Origin of the sequence: Limosilactobacillus balticus (assembly GCF_014145615.1) — a bacterium.
GTDB classification, from domain to species: domain Bacteria; phylum Bacillota; class Bacilli; order Lactobacillales; family Lactobacillaceae; genus Limosilactobacillus; species Limosilactobacillus balticus.
The window spans coordinates 205372-221817 of the sequence record NZ_JACIVH010000074.1 but is presented as its reverse complement, the minus strand read 5'-3'; the positions used below and the strand labels follow the sequence as shown (position 1 = coordinate 221817).

Annotated in this window: 16 protein-coding genes and 1 tRNA gene; 6 read left to right on the top strand and 11 right to left on the bottom strand. The window is 39.3% G+C overall.

All coding sequences use genetic code 11. The features are described 5' to 3' along the window. Positions 1-113: 113 nt before the first annotated feature. Positions 114-1619, bottom strand: coding sequence for a glutamate/gamma-aminobutyrate family transporter YjeM (gene yjeM / locus H5S10_RS09230; protein WP_182589356.1), 1506 nt, complete (start codon positions 1617-1619; stop codon positions 114-116). 330 nt (positions 1620-1949) lie between these two features. Between yjeM and H5S10_RS09225 the strand changes: the two genes are divergently transcribed. Together H5S10_RS09225 and H5S10_RS09220 are read left to right on the top strand one after the other, a co-directional pair. Beyond that, positions 1950-3371: a basic amino acid/polyamine antiporter gene (locus H5S10_RS09225; RefSeq protein ID WP_182589355.1), complete on the top strand. Its 1422-nt coding sequence runs from the start codon at positions 1950-1952 to the stop codon at positions 3369-3371. A 15-nt stretch (positions 3372-3386) separates the two neighbouring features. Next, positions 3387-4508, top strand: coding sequence for an aminotransferase (locus H5S10_RS09220; protein ID WP_182589354.1), 1122 nt, complete (start codon positions 3387-3389; stop codon positions 4506-4508). 64 nt (positions 4509-4572) lie between these two features. Here H5S10_RS09220 and map read toward each other — a convergent pair whose 3' ends face one another. Beyond that, on the bottom strand, positions 4573-5430 hold the full coding sequence (gene map / locus H5S10_RS09215; RefSeq protein WP_182586423.1) for a type I methionyl aminopeptidase: 858 nt from the start codon (positions 5428-5430) through the stop codon (positions 4573-4575). Positions 5431-5543: 113 nt separating this feature from the next. Here map and H5S10_RS09210 point away from each other — a divergent pair, with 113 nt between their 5' ends. Then, on the top strand, positions 5544-6002 hold the full coding sequence (locus H5S10_RS09210) for a flavodoxin (RefSeq protein ID WP_003674777.1): 459 nt from the start codon (positions 5544-5546) through the stop codon (positions 6000-6002). Then, complete coding sequence (locus H5S10_RS09205; protein WP_182589353.1) at positions 5995-6432, top strand: GtrA family protein; 438 nt, start codon at positions 5995-5997, stop codon at positions 6430-6432. Before H5S10_RS09210 ends, H5S10_RS09205 begins: the two co-directional genes overlap by 8 nt. Before the next feature lie 39 nt (positions 6433-6471). Here H5S10_RS09205 and wecB read toward each other — a convergent pair whose 3' ends face one another. The 4 genes from wecB to H5S10_RS09185 all read right to left on the bottom strand — a co-directional run bounded on the left by wecB (position 6472) and on the right by H5S10_RS09185 (position 10137). Next, positions 6472-7593 (bottom strand): non-hydrolyzing UDP-N-acetylglucosamine 2-epimerase, encoded by a 1122-nt coding sequence (wecB, locus tag H5S10_RS09200; protein ID WP_182589352.1) that lies wholly within the window; start codon positions 7591-7593, stop codon positions 6472-6474. A gap of 79 nt (positions 7594-7672) precedes the next feature. Beyond that, a tRNA-Arg gene (locus H5S10_RS09195) sits at positions 7673-7745 on the bottom strand. Positions 7746-7804: 59 nt separating this feature from the next. Next, a complete protein-coding gene (locus H5S10_RS09190; protein WP_182589351.1) occupies positions 7805-9106 on the bottom strand; it encodes a DEAD/DEAH box helicase in 1302 nt (433 codons plus the stop codon). Between the two features lie 11 nt (positions 9107-9117). Beyond that, complete coding sequence (locus H5S10_RS09185) at positions 9118-10137, bottom strand: Gfo/Idh/MocA family protein (protein ID WP_182586428.1); 1020 nt, start codon at positions 10135-10137, stop codon at positions 9118-9120. Positions 10138-10297: 160 nt separating this feature from the next. Here H5S10_RS09185 and H5S10_RS09180 point away from each other — a divergent pair, with 160 nt between their 5' ends. Next, a complete protein-coding gene (locus H5S10_RS09180; protein WP_003670659.1) occupies positions 10298-10660 on the top strand; it encodes a DUF4828 domain-containing protein in 363 nt (120 codons plus the stop codon). Positions 10661-10696: 36 nt separating this feature from the next. Here the strand turns inward: H5S10_RS09180 and H5S10_RS09175 are convergent, their stop codons facing one another. From H5S10_RS09175 to H5S10_RS09155, 5 genes are all read right to left on the bottom strand, one after another. Further along, complete coding sequence (locus tag H5S10_RS09175; protein WP_182589350.1) at positions 10697-11272, bottom strand: LOG family protein; 576 nt, start codon at positions 11270-11272, stop codon at positions 10697-10699. A gap of 4 nt (positions 11273-11276) precedes the next feature. Continuing rightward, positions 11277-12200: a lactate/malate family dehydrogenase gene (locus H5S10_RS09170; protein WP_182589349.1), complete on the bottom strand. Its 924-nt coding sequence runs from the start codon at positions 12198-12200 to the stop codon at positions 11277-11279. Positions 12201-12304: 104 nt separating this feature from the next. Further along, a complete protein-coding gene (locus H5S10_RS09165) occupies positions 12305-13834 on the bottom strand; it encodes a glutamate--cysteine ligase (protein ID WP_182589348.1) in 1530 nt (509 codons plus the stop codon). A gap of 130 nt (positions 13835-13964) precedes the next feature. Next, positions 13965-14996: a DUF3114 domain-containing protein gene (locus H5S10_RS09160; RefSeq protein ID WP_182589347.1), complete on the bottom strand. Its 1032-nt coding sequence runs from the start codon at positions 14994-14996 to the stop codon at positions 13965-13967. Beyond that, a complete protein-coding gene (locus tag H5S10_RS09155) occupies positions 14986-15441 on the bottom strand; it encodes a GNAT family N-acetyltransferase (protein ID WP_182589346.1) in 456 nt (151 codons plus the stop codon). Before H5S10_RS09155 ends, H5S10_RS09160 begins: the two co-directional genes overlap by 11 nt. Before the next feature lie 137 nt (positions 15442-15578). Between H5S10_RS09155 and H5S10_RS09150 the strand changes: the two genes are divergently transcribed. Beyond that, positions 15579-16286 carry a Bax inhibitor-1/YccA family protein gene (locus H5S10_RS09150; protein WP_182589345.1) on the top strand — a complete coding sequence of 236 codons (708 nt, stop codon included), beginning with the start codon at positions 15579-15581 and terminating at the stop codon, positions 16284-16286. Positions 16287-16446 lie beyond the last annotated feature (160 nt).

Here is a 16446-nt window from a genome sequence, read left to right as displayed (position 1 = left end):
ACCTCCGAAAACATTTTATAGGTTTAATTATAACAAACTGAACAGCCGACAAATATTACAGAATAGATAAAAAAGCCTCACCACCAAACTAATGGTGCTGAGGTTTTTGTTAATTACTCTTCAACATGGTGACGCTTTGCGGAGATTTGATAGAAGACCAACGCAACGATTGCAAAGAAAATTGGTCCAGCAAGTGTCCAGAAAGCAGTTTGATAATCTTTTTGTAATAATGGTTGAACAAACGTAAAGACGATTCCGACAATTAAAATTAATTCAACGAAACATACTAATACATCTGTCCAGAAACGGTTCTTAAAGACAACGAATGGCCGGTCAAGGTTCTTTTTCGCCTTAAAGAATGGAAAGGCTCCGATCAAGAAGATATATGGGAAACACGTTGAAACGTTCGCCATATCAGTCAAAATCAAGTAGAACTGTTGCGCAGCATTTCCACCAAAGGCAACCAAGAAAACAATAATTGAAACAATAATTGCTTGAAGCCACATTGCATTTGCTGGCATCCCCGCCTTATTAAGTTTTGTAAGTTTCTTTGGCCATAATTCTGGATTAGAACCAAGAATGAAGGCCTTGATTGGGGAGTAAAGCAGAATAAACAACGCGCCCAAGAAGCCAAGGGTCTGTGCAAAGGCAACGATCCGCGTCATGATAAGTCCAAAAGTAAGGGCAGCACCGTGCGACCAGCCAAGTGCAGCTCCCATGGTAACCCCTAATTGATTAAAGACAACATAAGTAACATTACCAAGGTTAACACTGCTCTTAGTCAAAGTTTGTTGATAATTTACTGACCAACCGAGCATAAAAATCATTAAAACATAAGTACCAATCGTAAAGATACTTGCAATGATCAATCCACGAGGGAATGTCTTTTCAGGATTTTTCATACTATCAGTAACAGACCCTAATGATTCCATCCCACCGTAAGCGAAAATAGCATAAACAACAAACGAAATAATAGCAATCGGTGTCTGGAATTGTGGATTAGGTGATGTAATGAAAGTTGAAGCACCATGAATTGGTTGCTTTAAGATTCCCTTATCGGCGACTAAAACAATAACGCTGACAATAACAAAGATAATGTTAACAACAATTGTAAAAATACCACCAAGTGAACCAACTTTAGCAATGGCAGTCATTCCTCGCGAACTACACCAAGTTGTCCCGAGAATCAACAGAATCCCAAGAACCCCAATCAATTGAGTCGAGGTCAGACCAAATGCGTGCCATTGTTGGGTGGTATCCTTACCAAAAAGCAAAGCAGAAAAAGTAATCCAAATCCGTGATGCTGTTGATACCATCCATACAATCCAAGATGCTAACCATACGAAAGTACCAACAAAAGCGATTCGTTCGCCAACTGACCCGGCAAGCCAGGAATAAATTCCCCCTTTAGCATCCCTAAATGTAGAACCGTACTCTGCCATCATCAAACCACAAGGAAAGAAGAAACAAATCCCTGCTAATGCGTACCAAATAATACTACCGTAACCCATTTGTAAGTAGGCGTTTGAAACATTCCCAAAACCAAAAATGGCGGTAATGATCATCGTCACTAGTCCAAAGGTAGTAATCATCTTTTTATTACTACTCTGTTCGTCCAAAATAATGCCTCCAAAGCTTTAGAATTCTTAAATAAAAATAAGAAATTATTTAATAATTATTAGTATAGTCGTCTTTTAAAAAAATAAAAGTCTTTTACATAATTTCACATTACTTTTATACTACTTTTTGTATTTTTATACCAATTTAGCGATCTTTATTCACTGATTTGCATATTTAGCTATAAGTGATGTATACTATTCTCATTACTTAATAATTGTTTTCACATTTAATCTTAATGCTATGGATAGCGTTTTCTGACGTTGCTATAATTGGTTTAAGAACATTTATGTGATTTTCACTCTAATATATAAGATCGTGAGGTGGAGTAAATGAGTGAGAAAAAAGGTATTAATACGACGGAACTAACCCTTTTAATTGTGGGGTCAACAATTGGTTCGGGAGTATTTGGAATTACCAGTGATTTAGCTACCGCGGCGGCTCCCGGACCAGCAATCATTGCCTGGATAATAGTAGGGATCGGCGTCTTGACTTTAGTGCTCTCCCTAACTAATCTTTCGCAAAAGCGGCCAGACCTTAATTCAGGGATTTTCAGTTATGCGGCGGCTGCTTTTGGTCCGCTGGGCGAATTTATTTCTGGTTGGGCATATTGGCTTTCCGCCTGGCTCGGTAATATTGCTTTTGCGACGATTATGATGAGCGCTCTTGGAACGTTTTTCCCAAGTTTATTTGCTAATGGTCAAAACTTATTCTCAATTATTGTTGCAATTATCTTAACCTGGGTTTTGACATTCTTAGTAAATCGAGGGATCGAATCAGCGGCCTTTATTAATTCAATTGGGACGATCTGCAAGATTATTCCATTAGTCGTCTTTGTTATCAGTGTGATTCTCGGTTTTAAGGCTAAGATCTTTACTGCTGATTTCTGGGGCAATGTAACACAGAACCTTAGTGCAAAAATCGAAACCGGTTCAATCTATGACCAAGTAAAGGCCTCAATTATGGTAATGATGTGGCTATTTGTCGGTGTTGAAGGGGCCTCTGTCCTTTCTAGTCGTGCCAAAACGCGGACAGATGCTGAACGTGCTTCCATCTTCGGCTTGGTAAGTTTGCTTGTTATCTACATTGTGGTTTCTATTTTGCCATACGGGATCATGACCCGGGCCCAGTTAGCAGCTGGTGGGCAACCAGCACTTGGGGCTATCATGCAACACCTGGTTGGAACATGGGGTGCCGCCCTTATCAGCATTGGATTGATCATCTCAGTTTTAGTTTCGTGGCTCTCGTGGACAATGCTACCCGCCGAATCATTAATGCTAATGGCTGATGATGAAACTCTTCCAACATCATGGGGTGAAGTAAATGACAAAAAAGCGCCAACACGGGCATTAGTAATCACTGGGGTTCTTCAATCAATCTTCCTCTTCTCTTTGCATTTCACTACCTATGCTTATAACTTTGCATATACGCTTTGTACGGCTGCGATTTTGATCTGTTACCTCCTTGTTGGTATTTACCAGATGATGTACAGTTGGCAGCACCAAGAATGGGGACAATTTGTCATTGGACTAATCGCCACCCTCTTTGAACTGATGGCGATGGTTCTCGCTGGCTGGAAGGAAATAATGGTTGTTTCAGTCGGTTTTATTCCCGGCTTCTTCTTCTATGTCCAAGCATGTAAGGAATTCCATCACCCAATCACAGTAAAGGAAAAATGGGCAATGGGGATTATCGCTGTCTTTGCGGTTATTTCCTTAGTGTTAGTAATCAACGGAACAATTTCAATTAATTAAAGGAGGAAAAAGATCATGGTAGAAATAGCACATTTTGGTGTCGAAGCATGGCTAAATAAGTGGGAAAAGAGCGCGACTTATGATATTTCACAAAGTACAATTGCCTCTTTGAGTATGCACGATCTCTTAAATTTAGATGGTAACAATGGCGAAGAATTTTATGAAATGCTCGATAAACAGCAAATGAACTACGGATGGATTGAAGGATCACCTGAGTTTAAAGAAGAAGTTGCTAAACTGTATCACCATGTTGATCCAGAAAATATCTTGCAAACAAATGGCGCCACTGGGGCAAACATTTTAGCCCTCTATGCCTTAATCAATCCCGGCGACCATGTAATTGCCGAATATCCCTCTTACCAACAACTCTATGATATTCCTAGATCATTAGGTGCAGATGTTGATTACTGGCATATTCATGAAGAAGACGATTGGTACCCACGAATTGATGATCTAAAAGCGATGGTTAAACCTAATACTAAAATGATTTGTCTAAACAACGCGAATAATCCAACGGGAACAGTTCTGGATAAAGAGTTTCTCGAACAAGTTGTTGAAATTGCCAAGTCAGTCGATGCCTATGTTCTTGTTGATGAAGTCTACCTGCCCCTCGATCATCCCGAAAAATTTGCGCAGATTATTGACCTTTATGATAAGGGAATCTCTACTAATTCTCTTTCAAAGACTTATTCAGTACCAGGGGTTCGGATCGGTTGGACTGCGACTAACGCTGAACTTGCCGACCTCTTCCGTAAGTTCCGTGATTACACCATGATCTGTGGAGGGGTCTTCAATGATCAGTTAGCCACCTATGTCTTACGTCACCGTGATCAAGTTCTCGCCCGGAACCGGAAGTTAGTTCTCGGCAACCTCGCAATTTATAAGGATTGGATTGATCATGAAGACCGAGCAAGTGTCATCATGCCACAAGCAGTCTCCACTTCCTTCCCAAAGCTTGATGTGCCAGTTGATATTCATACCTTCTGTGAAAACTTGCTTCATGACGAAGGAGTTCTCCTCGTGCCCGGCGATGCTTTTGATACTCCGGGTCACGTTCGCCTCGGCTACTGCGCACCAGAGGCAACTTTAAAAGAAGGCTTAAAGCGGCTTTCAAAGTATATGCATCAATATGATTAGCGTAAAAAAAGGATGTTAGAAACATGCAAAAGTTTCCTAACATCCTTTTTATGTTACCAGGCAACTAATTTTCAAACTGCTTAGCAACCTTTTCTGCGATCTCCCGGTAATGTTCCAAGTACTTAGCATAATTATCATCATACATGTAATCAGCATCTGCTTCCGGATCCTGAGACGTCAAAATCTTCGGACCGTCATTCGTAATAACTAAGGTATGCTCGTATTGGCAACTCCAACCACCATCAGCAGTCTTAGCAAGCCAACCACTAGGATCACTAGTATCAGCTTCCCACGTACCGGTGTTAATCATTGGTTCAACAGTAATGGTCATCCCATTGCGAAGACGGATTCCTTGACCATGTTCGCCGTAATGTGGCACCATTGGATCTTCATGCATTGTTGGTTGAATACCGTGACCAACAAATTCCCGAACATCCCCATAGCCATTTTCATCTTCTGTATAGTGTTGAATTACTGCACCAATATCACCAATCCGGTTACCAGGAATACATTGATCAATTCCCATAAATAGTGACTTCTTCGTAACGTCCATTAACTTTTGGATTTCAGGAGAAACTTCTCCTACCGCATAGCTCCAGCAAGAATCACTGAAAGCACCGTCAACACTGACAACCGTATCAACCTTTACTAAGTCACCTTTCTTTAAGATTAACTTCTTACGAGGAAACCCGTGACAAATTTCATCATTAACACTAACACAGGTAGCGTACTTGTATCCTTCAAAACCAATTTGTTCAGCTTTAGCTCCAGCAGCCTTGAAGTACTTCCGAGCGAATTCTTCAATCTTCCAACTTGAGATGCCCGGCTTAATAATTTTACGAAGGCCAAGGTGCATTGCCGCTAAGGCTGCCCCGGCCTTTTCCATTGCATCGATTTCTCGAGGTGATTTTAAACTAATCATTTTCGCGATCTCCTTATTTACAATCTAACATAAATAGTATACCACTTGTCTGCCCTGATATCGCAAACCGTGCTATACTATATGAACGTTATAGATTTAATGGAGGTTATAAAATGGCAAAAGCACTTGTAGTATACGCAACCATTACAGGTAATAATGAAGACGTTGCGGATATCATTACTGACGCTCTTGAAGATTTAGGAGTAGAAGTCGATGAAGTTGAAATGACAATGGCTGATCCAGCTGACTTTGAAGAAGCTGATATTTGTGTGATCTGTCCTTATACTTACGATGAAGGAGCTCTTCCAGAAGAAGGAATTGACTTTTATGAAGACTTGCAAGAAGAACAACTAGCAGGCAAAGTTTACGGGGTTGCCGGCTCTGGTGATACTTTCTATGGGGATGACTTCTGTGTTGCCGTCGATAAATTTGGGGATGCTCTTGCCAAGACAGGGGCAACTAAGGGCGCTGAAAATGTTAAAATCAACCTCGCACCAGATGAAGAAGACATTCAAAAGCTCGATGCCTTCGCTAAGCAATTAGTAGAAAAGGCGGCTAAACTGAATGATTAAGGATCTGTGGGGCAAATATAAGTCAATCATCGCCTACCTTTTCTGGGGCGTTGTCACAACGGTGGTTAACTTAGCAGTATTCCAGCTTTTGAGTCCTGAACTTCACTGGAATGTTGCCCTTGCAACTGTAATTGCGTGGTTTGCATCCGTATTAGTTGCTTATTTTACCAATAAAGTCTGGGTATTTGGTTCCCATTACACTACCGTTAGTGACTTTATTGTTGAAATTTTTCGATTTTTCTTTTATCGTGGATTGACTTTATTTATCGATTTAATAATTACATATGTAGGTATCAAAGTTTTAAAATTCGATACACCTCTCCAACAATTTATCGTTAAATTTATTGATAATGTCATTGTGGTAATTGCTAATTATATTTTCTCAAAGTGGTTAATCTTCAAAGATAACCGTGATATTGCAGATAAATAAAATAAACAGGTCGGTAAAAGTCTCATTTTGCCGGCCTGTTTATTGTTGTGATAAGTATTTTTCAATAATTTTCAGAATCTTTTCGCTTGCGTGCCCATCCCCAAATGGTACTTCTGCTTGTTCCATCTGCCGATACTTCTTTTCATCATTTAACAATTCAAAAACTGCTTGTTGAATCGTTGTCGGATCAGTACCAACAATTTTTACGCTCCCCAGATTAACTGCTTCTTGACGTTCTGTTTCATCCCGTAAAAGCAAGAGGGGCCGATGCAATGCTGGAGCTTCTTCCTGCAAACCGCCTGAATCAGTTAACAGAATCGAACTCCGGGCAGCAATATTTAAGAAATCATGATGATTTAATGGTGCAATAAGATGAATTCGGTCATGGTCTCCTAAAATATCATTAGCCAGTGATTCTTCTTCTGGATGAGGATAAACAGGAAATATCAGGTCAAGATTGCTATTAGTTTCCACAATATCACGCATTGTATGGAAAACACGCTTCATGGGGGCACCCAGGTTATCTTTGCGCCGCATTGTCATTAATAAAATCCGATTGTCTGCTGGGATGGACTGCAGTAAAGGATGCGTAAAATCTTCTTGTAAATTATGCTTCACGCTATCAATTGAAGTATTTCCAGTAACATAGATTCGTTTTGCCGGATGGTGCTCTTGCAATAAATTATCGCGGGCACTTGTCGTTGGCGCAAAATAAAGGTCTGCTAAATTGTCTGTAAGACGACGATGCATTTCATCAGGGAATGGCGAATATCGTTCATAAGTACGCAACCCAGCTTCGACATGGCCAAGTGAAATATGGTGATAAAAACCAATCAAACTGGCAGCCAAACTTGTGGTCGCATCACCAGCTACCAAGATCATATCTGGTTGCCCAGCATTAACCACATTATTTAAGTTATGTAACAGTTGGCTCAATAGTTCGACTTCATTTGTGCTTGTTACGTTCGATGAATCAACACTGAAATCAATTCGAAAATCCAAAGATGACAGCGTGTGGTTTACTAATTGTGAATTTCCCGTTGCAACAAGAACTGGTTGCCAAGTTGCCAGATTTTGTTGCATTAGTCTAATGATCGGCGCCAGCTTCAAAACCTCAGCCCGTGTACCAAACAAAAACATAATCTTATATGGTGGCTGCATTAATGACTCTCCCTTCAGTTTCTAATAAAAAAGACGTAATCACTAAACAAAGCAATCACGTCGACAATGCATTATAAAATGGTCCCATCCGGATTTGAACCGGAATCGACCGCTTAGGAGGCGGATGTACTATCCAATTATACTATAGGACCAAACTAAAGAATATTATCGCATTTACGAAGGATTTCGTAAAGACGGTAATTATTCTTTTTTAATTTTCGTTATTTTTACGCCGATGCTTCAAACGTATTCCCTTATTTTTCCGATTCTTTTTCTTTCGCCGTTTCTTCGGTTTGGAAAATCCACTAAGGGTTTGATTCATCTTTTTGTGGGTTTCACCACTTAATTGTTCTTTTTGTAAGTGGCGACTAGCCTGCTTTTTGATTGAAACCACCCGGTGACCTTCTTCTGGTTTCTGGTTGGTTAATTTATTATCACCAATGTAGAGCTTAGTTAGTTCATAATCACTATCAGCAAGCAACTTCTTAAGGTCACGAATGTCATGATCATCACCAAAACTAAGTGCTAATCCTGGTTCTCCTTGGCGTCCGGTACGGCCAACCCGGTGAATATAGGTATTAAGCGATGTTGGCAAGTCAAAGTTAATAACGGCAGGCAATTTAGGAATATCAATACCCCGGGCTGCCAAATCCGTTGTCAATAATAACTTAATTTGCCGTTTCCGAAACATCCGCATTGCTTTTTCTCGTTGTACCTGTTTCTGTCTACCACCCAAGGTATCTACCGGAACATGTTCGTGCCGCAACCGACTTGCAGCATAGTTAAGGGTACGAGTACTGTTAAAGAAGACAAGCGCCCGAAAATCTTTAATACTCGTCAGCCGGCGTAAAGTTGCTGTTTTTTGCGCATTGGTTCGTGCACTTAAGTAACCATGTTCTACCGGTCCCTGAGAAGTATCTTCATCACGAACATCAATAGTTTCAATATCGCGACCAAACATCACGTTCAAATCGTCCAGAACAGGAGATTTGGTAGCAGAGAAGAATGCTAATTGAGTAGATAACGGGGTTGCACGCTCAATATCTTCCACGACGGCTAAAGTATCGTCTTGAAGCATGTCATCAGCTTCATCAATAACCATTGTCATTAGATGGCCGAGCTTTAAGTGGTGGTTATCAAGCATATGGAGTACCCGTCCAGGTGTCCCCACCACGACATCAGGATGTTGATGCAAATTCATAACTTGGCGCCGTAAATTTGCCCCTCCTGTCAGTGATTGAACGCTAACACCAATTAAGGTTGCCCATTCACGGATTACTTTCGTTGTTTGGATTGCCAATTCCTGAGAAGGTGCGAGAACCAATAATTGAGTTCCCTCGCCTGGCATAATCTTAGGCAAGAGTGGCAACGTAAAAGCTAGGGTCTTTCCAGAGCCAGTCGGTGCTATTCCAAGGACAGATTGGTCAGTCTTTAATGCCGGCGCAACTGCTTTTTGGATTGCTGTGGGCTGCTTGTATTTTTCATCAAAGTGTTTTTGAAATTGTTCGATCAAATTAAATCATCCTATTCTTGATCGTTATCAGATGGGAAAACTAGTTGAGCAGATTGACGAAGGGAGTACATAACTGAGTTGACCGTCTTAGATAATTCTAACCAATGCTTGTACTTCTTCATTTCCTCTTCATCATCAGGATTGTTAAAGAGGTCTGCGAAATCATTCATTTCATCAGTCATTGAATTTTCTTCAACTGGTGCTTCAATTGGGTGCGCATTTTGGTCAGCATCATAGTAAGTAACCTTTCGCGTATCAAAAATACTATCAAATACTAAGGTGTCCTTCAAGCCGTAAACTTCAGAATAGAGGTGAGAGTTAGCTGTCTTACCGAAGTTTAAAGTAACAGTAAACTTGTCATAGTTAAGGATCGCAACTCCTTTACCATCAACCCCAGTTTTAGTAAGAGTTGGGAAGTAAACTACCGATTCTGGTTCACCATAAATAGTAACGGCACCATAAACAGCGTATACACCGAGGTCCATTAATGCTCCCCCCGCATACTTAAGGGTAAAAATATTTGGATATGGTTCACTACCATTAAGAACTTTATCAAAACGAGATGAGTATTTCATTACAGTTATGGTTGCGCCTTGAACGTAATGTTCCTTCATCTCATCAACTTTCTGCAAAGCCGCTTGATAAATCTTGGTATGGATATGACGGGCCGCTTCAACCAAACGAGCCTTAGGATGGGCTGCTAATAATGATTCAATTGCACTGTATTCACTTGGATTTACGAAGGCTGGCTTTTCAACAATGATAAATTTATCATTTTCGATTGCTTTCCGTGCTTGTTGATAGTGCAAACTATTTGGTGAAGCAATATAAACAACGTCAAAATCGCCCTCTTCAAAGAACTTATCAATGTCATCATAAAATTCAGTTGCTCCATATGGCTTACCAAACTTCTCAGCGTGCTCTAATGTCCGAGAATAGACAGCAGTCAATTCATATTTCCCAGTTGTCTTGGCCGCATCTAGCATCTGATCAGTAATAATATTTGTTCCAATAACACCAAGTTTTAGCATAAAATCAACTCTTCCTTTTCAAATATTTCTTTGCTTACATTTAATTTTAACAATTATTGCGCGTTTTTAACAGAAATGAAATCTTCTGATAATAGAAATGTGTGTATAATTAGTTATGTTATAGAATGACTTATCACTTAATTGAGGAGACTGATAAAATATGAGAAAAAAAGGAATGTTACTTTTCGGCGCGGGACTAATGGCTGGACTCACCAGTACTTTAGGGTTCAGTCGTGCGAAGAAAAGCAATAATACGATCTCGTTACCTATCTTTTATGCGGGCACATGGCAATATTATGATAAAGAACGAGATCGCTCTCATAAAATAACCATCTCTCCTGAATTAAAGCTCGGTATCGATAACCAAATCATTCCGGCAACGGTTCAACAAATCAAACCTGATAAGTTAGTTTTCCTTGATCGGTTTGGTTATCACATTACTATCCGAGCGAATGAGCAACGGCCAGTTTCATTAACTGACGAAGCAGATGACCAAGTTTATACTATTCAACCATTAAAATAATGTTGGCGCTGTAAGACAGCGTTTTTTATTTTTAAATTATTTTCGAGCGTACTGGCGATATGCCGGTGCCTTATAGTTTTGCATAAATGCTAAAATCTGGTCAAACTGGTCACTAAAACAGATACTATTCAAATAAGGATCTTCTACAAAACCCGCCTTATTCATTTGCTTAAATAGGTCATTTAACGAATCATAGAAGCCATTAAAGTTGTAAAAAGCAACCGGCTTATGATTATCTCCAACTGTTGTCCATGAAGCAGCTTCGGTAATTTCCTCTAATGTTCCAAAGCCACCGGGAAAAGCTAATAACCCATCGGCGAGATTCATCATCGTTTGCTTACGAATATCCATATTAGGAACAATCCTTACATCGGTTAATTCGTTATAGATAGCTCCACGTTCAGCTAATTCAGTAGTAATTACCCCGTGAACAACGCCCCCATTTCGCAAGACTGTCCGAGCAAGGGTGCCCATTAAGCCAAACGCACCGGCACCATAAACCAATTCAATATCGTGGTGGACTAGCCATTCACCAAATCGTTGTGCTTCATGATTAAATGCCGGATCATTTCCATCACGCGCACCACAATAAACTGCAATTCGTTTAATCATACAACTACTCCCCTTTAATATTTTTTAGAGAATCTAATTGATGCTTAATTGTTGCTGCCGCACTCTTAATTTCTTCTTCTTCCAATGGGTAAAGTTTTAAGAGAAGAAGGTTGCCAATTCCTTGCCGACCAATTAACGCTGGAAAACTGATGTAAGTTGAATACTGTGGCTGATAAATTGCAACCGGCAACGCTAATTGTTCATCCGCGAAAATCGCCGTAATAATTCGGAGAGTCCAGGCAGTAACAGCACTAACATTATACCCTAATCCATCAAGCGTGTACCAATTACTAAGGTTCGCCTTAATTTTAAGCTGGCTTTGGTCTAAGTGGTGACCATTGATTGCCGCGGTTAAGGGTTGGCCATTCACACGAACAGTTGACCAAGCAAATACCTGATGACCATCATGCTGACCATAGACAAAGCCGGTTACATTGGCAGCAGCTACCTTTGCTGCTTCTGCAATTGCCCGATAAAGGCGCGCAGTTTCAACAACGGTGCCGATCCCAATTACTTGCTTTTGCGGTAAGCCAACTTTTTGCTGGAGGACAGCAGTAATTGCCTCATTAGGATTAGTAAGGTTAATTAATATCCCACTAAAATCACTCTTAAAAATCTTATTACCAACTTGTAAGGCCTGCTGATAGCTGGTCTCAAGTTCGGCCATTGGTTGCTGCTTCATCAACGCACTCTTTCCAAAGGCGGTAATAAGGACATCCGCATCAGCTAAGGCAGCATAATCTTGAATAATTATTTTTGTATGGGTTGCCAAGACCGTCTGCGCATCATTTAAATCGGCCTGAATTGCAATTGCTAGTTGATCTTTCTCATCAATCAACACTAATTCGTCAGCTTTTCCGTTCATTACCAGCTGGTTAGCTAACATTTCACCCACATGACCGAGACCAATAATTCCAATCTTTCTCATTTTTAGCGCTTCTTTCTATTTCCCGGGAAATAACGAAAGTAAAAATAAGGTTATTACCCTACTTAAAAAAGATAGAGACTAGGAAATAATCTCCTCAGTCTCTTTTACTTTTCTTGAAAATCCTGAACTTCTGGGAAATCACTAAAAATTACATCACGGGCACCCTTTGAGAAATCAAAAGTTGCTTGAGCATGATAGCTTTCTTGATGATCTCCTGCATGTAGCACTACTTGCGTTGGCTGCAAGTCTACTTGGACGCCTAACTCAATAGCAGCTTTGACTAATTGTTGAACATCATCTGAGTAAACATCGCTAATTGCTTGCAGAGGATGTTGGAAATTAATATTTTTCGTGTAACGATCATTAGCAATCTTCAATCCAAATGATAACAAGTCACCATTTTCAAGTTGATCTGCTAACTGGCCACTAAGAGTTAGCGAAGGATCATCCACCCGTCGTTGAACGAACTTCAAAGCAAGCTGGTATTCTCGCGGAGCATTAAACTCAACAATAAAGTTTTGCAACTCTGCAATTAACTGCATTGCTTCTTCATGCATCCATGGTAATTGCTCTTTCGGTTTTTGTAAGGCCACTTCATTATTCCGCTTTTTTGCTTCTGCTAGGCGCTCTTCTAAGTTATCAGGTAATGGTGAGAGAATGCTATTTAAAAGCATTAATTCAAGGAAGTTAATTGTATCATCACTAATTCCTGTCCGTGACAACGGATCAAGGTCGAAATTACGAAACTCAAGATAATCAATACCTTCATGCAAAGCCCCATCAATATCATGCATATCATGGTTATGTCGCCGCAATCGCACTGGGCCAAAGAATTCTTTCATACTATAGTAAGTACCATTATCCATGAAATGCTTTAGTTCTATAAAATGCTGGTCGTAGGAAGTATAGGTAACTTGCTCATTGGTAAAATTGTCATCCCCATAATCACTACAACGTAAACTACGAACCGGCAACTTCAAATCCTCAGGAATACTATGCGGCATATCTTTAGAAATTGGACTCGCGCCATATAAGTATGTAAATAACCATTGATAAAGGTAAAAGTTTTGCGCCAATTTAAAGTAAAGATGATTTTGAAAATCAATGCGGTTTGGATACCGATCCGCATAAAAGCGGTGATAAATCTCGTTGATTAATTCACTATCCAAACTGAAATTAACATGAACATCCCCCAAGATTTCTTGGACAATGCCGTATTTTTTACCTAGATAATCATGTGTTTCTTGGTCCCATTTCTTAGTAAATGCAGTTTGTAAATATTCAAGGTCATGCTGATAAGTCGGTCCTGGCGCCATACTTAACGGCCACAATCGTTCATCACTCCGTAAATGCGAGATAACAATCTGCTCTAACATTTTTAGTTGCCGGACTGCATTTTTAGCGCCAACAACTGGACCCGTTTCAAAGTCCATCATGTCATCCGTATAGCCTGAGTTCAAATAAATATTATATTGCCGTGAACGCAGATCTTCAGGATATGGATAACGACTTGCCCGCCCATTGGTCAAAATTCGGTGCTTCTTTGCCTCTAAACCAAACTGTGAAGAAAAAAGTTTGGCATTTAACAACGGTTCTTTTAAAGCTGCTTTAAGTTGATCATAATCGGTTCCCATCCAAGAATCCCTCCAATCAATCATTTTATTCAAATTCAACCATAACACTTTTGGAACATAATAGACAATAATAACTTAATTATTTTACTGGATAATCACTTTAACATAGATTAACGCTTTCTGTCCTTAATTATATCAATCTCCGCCACCAAGGAACATAAAATTGCTGATACGCTTTATTCTTAGCAAAGAAATGATTAATTCCGCTATTTTTACACTGATGTTCTTTTAATGAATTGACATAATCAGCATAAGCCTTTATTCGTTGCGAATCCGGAACACCTCGCCATGCGATAACATCCTGCATATTTTTTACTAAGTCAGCATAATTACCGCCATCATCATAATCACTAGGTGCCTGCCAATATTTTTTAGCGACCTTTCGAAGCTGACTATCGGTTGGTTGAGTAATATCAAGACGTTGATGAGTGTGCCGATATTTACCAGTTACATAATACTCTCCATAGGGAATCCCATAGTTAAAAGATTCTGTATCAGCAATTTGCCGTAATTGATTGGTCGAATAATGCGTGGGGTCTGAATCAACCCTTCCTTGGTTATCAAAGCGATAAATATTCCATTGACTAATAAAATTTCCTGTTTCGATATCAACAATAAATTCAATCATTCGGGCTGGATTAGCATACCGACGATACGAATTACGAACTAATTGAACCTTCATATTCGAGGGGTAAATAAATTTATGATGGTAACGATTATGGTAATTAGCACCAGTTTTAAAATCCAATTTAAAGTGATTGTCGTGGGCATAGGAAAGCAATCGTTGAAAATCAGTTGCTTCTGGTGAAAGAGAAGGACGCTGATATTGGCGAATAAAGGCGATATTTTGCCGATCAAGATAACTGCGAAATAAATGAATTTTATGTCCTAGCAAATCGGCTTTTAGCCCTTTCTTCCCTGAATAAGCCGTCACAACTAAATCACGAAAATAAGGATAGAAAAAACTGGTAGGGGCTAACTGCGGTGAAAATTGATAGACGGTTGGTGGAAATTGAAGAAATCCATAGTTATCAATGTAAGCTTGTAAATGGTGATTAATAATTAAGTCAAGCTGTTCATGAGCATTAAGGCCGCTTTGCTTCAAGGTTCTTATATAATTAATAGAGCCAATTTGGTTTGCTTTCATTATATTATTTGTCATAAATATCGTTTAACGGTTCATGAACCATCGTAACATGCTCACGCTCGGCCTCTATAAAATGGTTACCAACAGATTCAAAACCATATTTTTTATAAAAGTCCTCAACATAGGCTTGAGCATGAATAATTATTTTAAATTGCGGAAAATTCTCTTCAATTCCGCTTAATAAATGTTCAATAATGTTTCCGCCCAAACCAATACCGCGTGCTTGTGGAGCTACAACTACGCGGCCAAAAGTTACAACATCATTCTGAATAAAATAACGTGCATAGGCCACTACTTCATCATCAGCAGTCGCAAAAACATGATGCGCAATTAGGTCGCTATTGTCTGGATCAGGATAAGAACTCTGCTGTTCTCCATTAAAAACTTGTGCTCGTAACTTAAGAATGGCAAAAAGTTCATTAACTGTTAGTTCAGTAAATTGTTTATCAAACCATTGCATATTTATCCCTCCTATATAATTTTATATATTATACAAAAATTAGTAATTTAGCATAGTTTTTCCGCAAAACAATTTTATTATTAAATTTATGGAATATAATAAAAGTAAGGATTTATTTGTCAAGGGAGCGTTCAATAATGGATAATTTTTCACCTAACCGTCGAAACGTTGTCGATATTACCGACTTAAATAAGTTTTTAACAAAAATGTATGGTTTAATGACTCTGGCAGTATTACTTTCTGCATTAACTGCTTGGCTCGTAATGACTATTTTCGCTCAGCAATTTACGGCTTTTATGGTTAATAACCGCTGGGGAATGTGGTTAATTATCCTCTTGCCAATTATTTTAACGTTTGGGATTAATTTTAATGCCACCCGTAGTCCTGGTCTTTGTCTATTCCTATTAATTTTAACAGCGATTGTTTACGGGATTACTTTTGCTTTTATTGCAGGTGCTTATGCTGGTACCGATATTGCAACAGCCTTCGTTTCCTCAGCGGGTGTATTCTTAACAATGGCGATTATTGGCACTTTCTCTCACCGTGATTTTACGCGAATTGGTTCTTATGCTAGTGCAGCCTTAATTGGCTTGATTATCGCCATGTTGATTAACTTTTTTGTGCAAAGTCCAATGATTAATTATCTGCTTTCGATCGTTGCCGTAATCATTTTTACAGCGTTAACTGCTTGGGATGCGCAACGAATGAAAAATATCTATATCGAATGCAATGGTCAAGTCTCATCCAATGGACTGGCTGTTCTTGGCGCTTTACAACTTTACCTTGATTTTATCAATCTCTTTATTAGCTTCTTAGACATTTTTGGATCAAATAATGAAAGATAAAGACATTAAATCATGAAATCAAATACAAATATTCACCGCTTATCCTATAAGCTATCACTCTTAGTAATTTTGCTAGTACTTCCTTTAATAATGCACGCATTCCCCACAATTAGTTATGTAAAGATTGAATTGCCCGCTAATATTCCTAATCTTGGAATGA

Bases quoted from the DNA above. Each gene is read 5' to 3' on its own strand.
- H5S10_RS09225 (WP_182589355.1), top strand. From the start codon at position 1,950: ATGAGTGAGAAAAAAGGTATTAATACGACGGAACTAACCCTTTTAATT.
- H5S10_RS09220 (WP_182589354.1), top strand. From the start codon at position 3,387: ATGGTAGAAATAGCACATTTTGGTGTCGAAGCATGGCTAAATAAGTGG.
- map (WP_182586423.1), bottom strand. From the start codon at position 5,430: ATGATTAGTTTAAAATCACCTCGAGAAATCGATGCAATGGAAAAGGCC.
- H5S10_RS09210 (WP_003674777.1), top strand. From the start codon at position 5,544: ATGGCAAAAGCACTTGTAGTATACGCAACCATTACAGGTAATAATGAA.
- H5S10_RS09205 (WP_182589353.1), top strand. From the start codon at position 5,995: ATGATTAAGGATCTGTGGGGCAAATATAAGTCAATCATCGCCTACCTT.
- wecB (WP_182589352.1), bottom strand. From the start codon at position 7,593: ATGCAGCCACCATATAAGATTATGTTTTTGTTTGGTACACGGGCTGAG.
- H5S10_RS09185 (WP_182586428.1), bottom strand. From the start codon at position 10,137: ATGCTAAAACTTGGTGTTATTGGAACAAATATTATTACTGATCAGATG.
- H5S10_RS09180 (WP_003670659.1), top strand. From the start codon at position 10,298: ATGAGAAAAAAAGGAATGTTACTTTTCGGCGCGGGACTAATGGCTGGA.
- H5S10_RS09175 (WP_182589350.1), bottom strand. From the start codon at position 11,272: ATGATTAAACGAATTGCAGTTTATTGTGGTGCGCGTGATGGAAATGAT.
- H5S10_RS09170 (WP_182589349.1), bottom strand. From the start codon at position 12,200: ATGAGAAAGATTGGAATTATTGGTCTCGGTCATGTGGGTGAAATGTTA.
- H5S10_RS09165 (WP_182589348.1), bottom strand. From the start codon at position 13,834: ATGGGAACCGATTATGATCAACTTAAAGCAGCTTTAAAAGAACCGTTG.
- H5S10_RS09160 (WP_182589347.1), bottom strand. From the start codon at position 14,996: ATGACAAATAATATAATGAAAGCAAACCAAATTGGCTCTATTAATTAT.
- H5S10_RS09155 (WP_182589346.1), bottom strand. From the start codon at position 15,441: ATGCAATGGTTTGATAAACAATTTACTGAACTAACAGTTAATGAACTT.
- H5S10_RS09150 (WP_182589345.1), top strand. From the start codon at position 15,579: ATGGATAATTTTTCACCTAACCGTCGAAACGTTGTCGATATTACCGAC.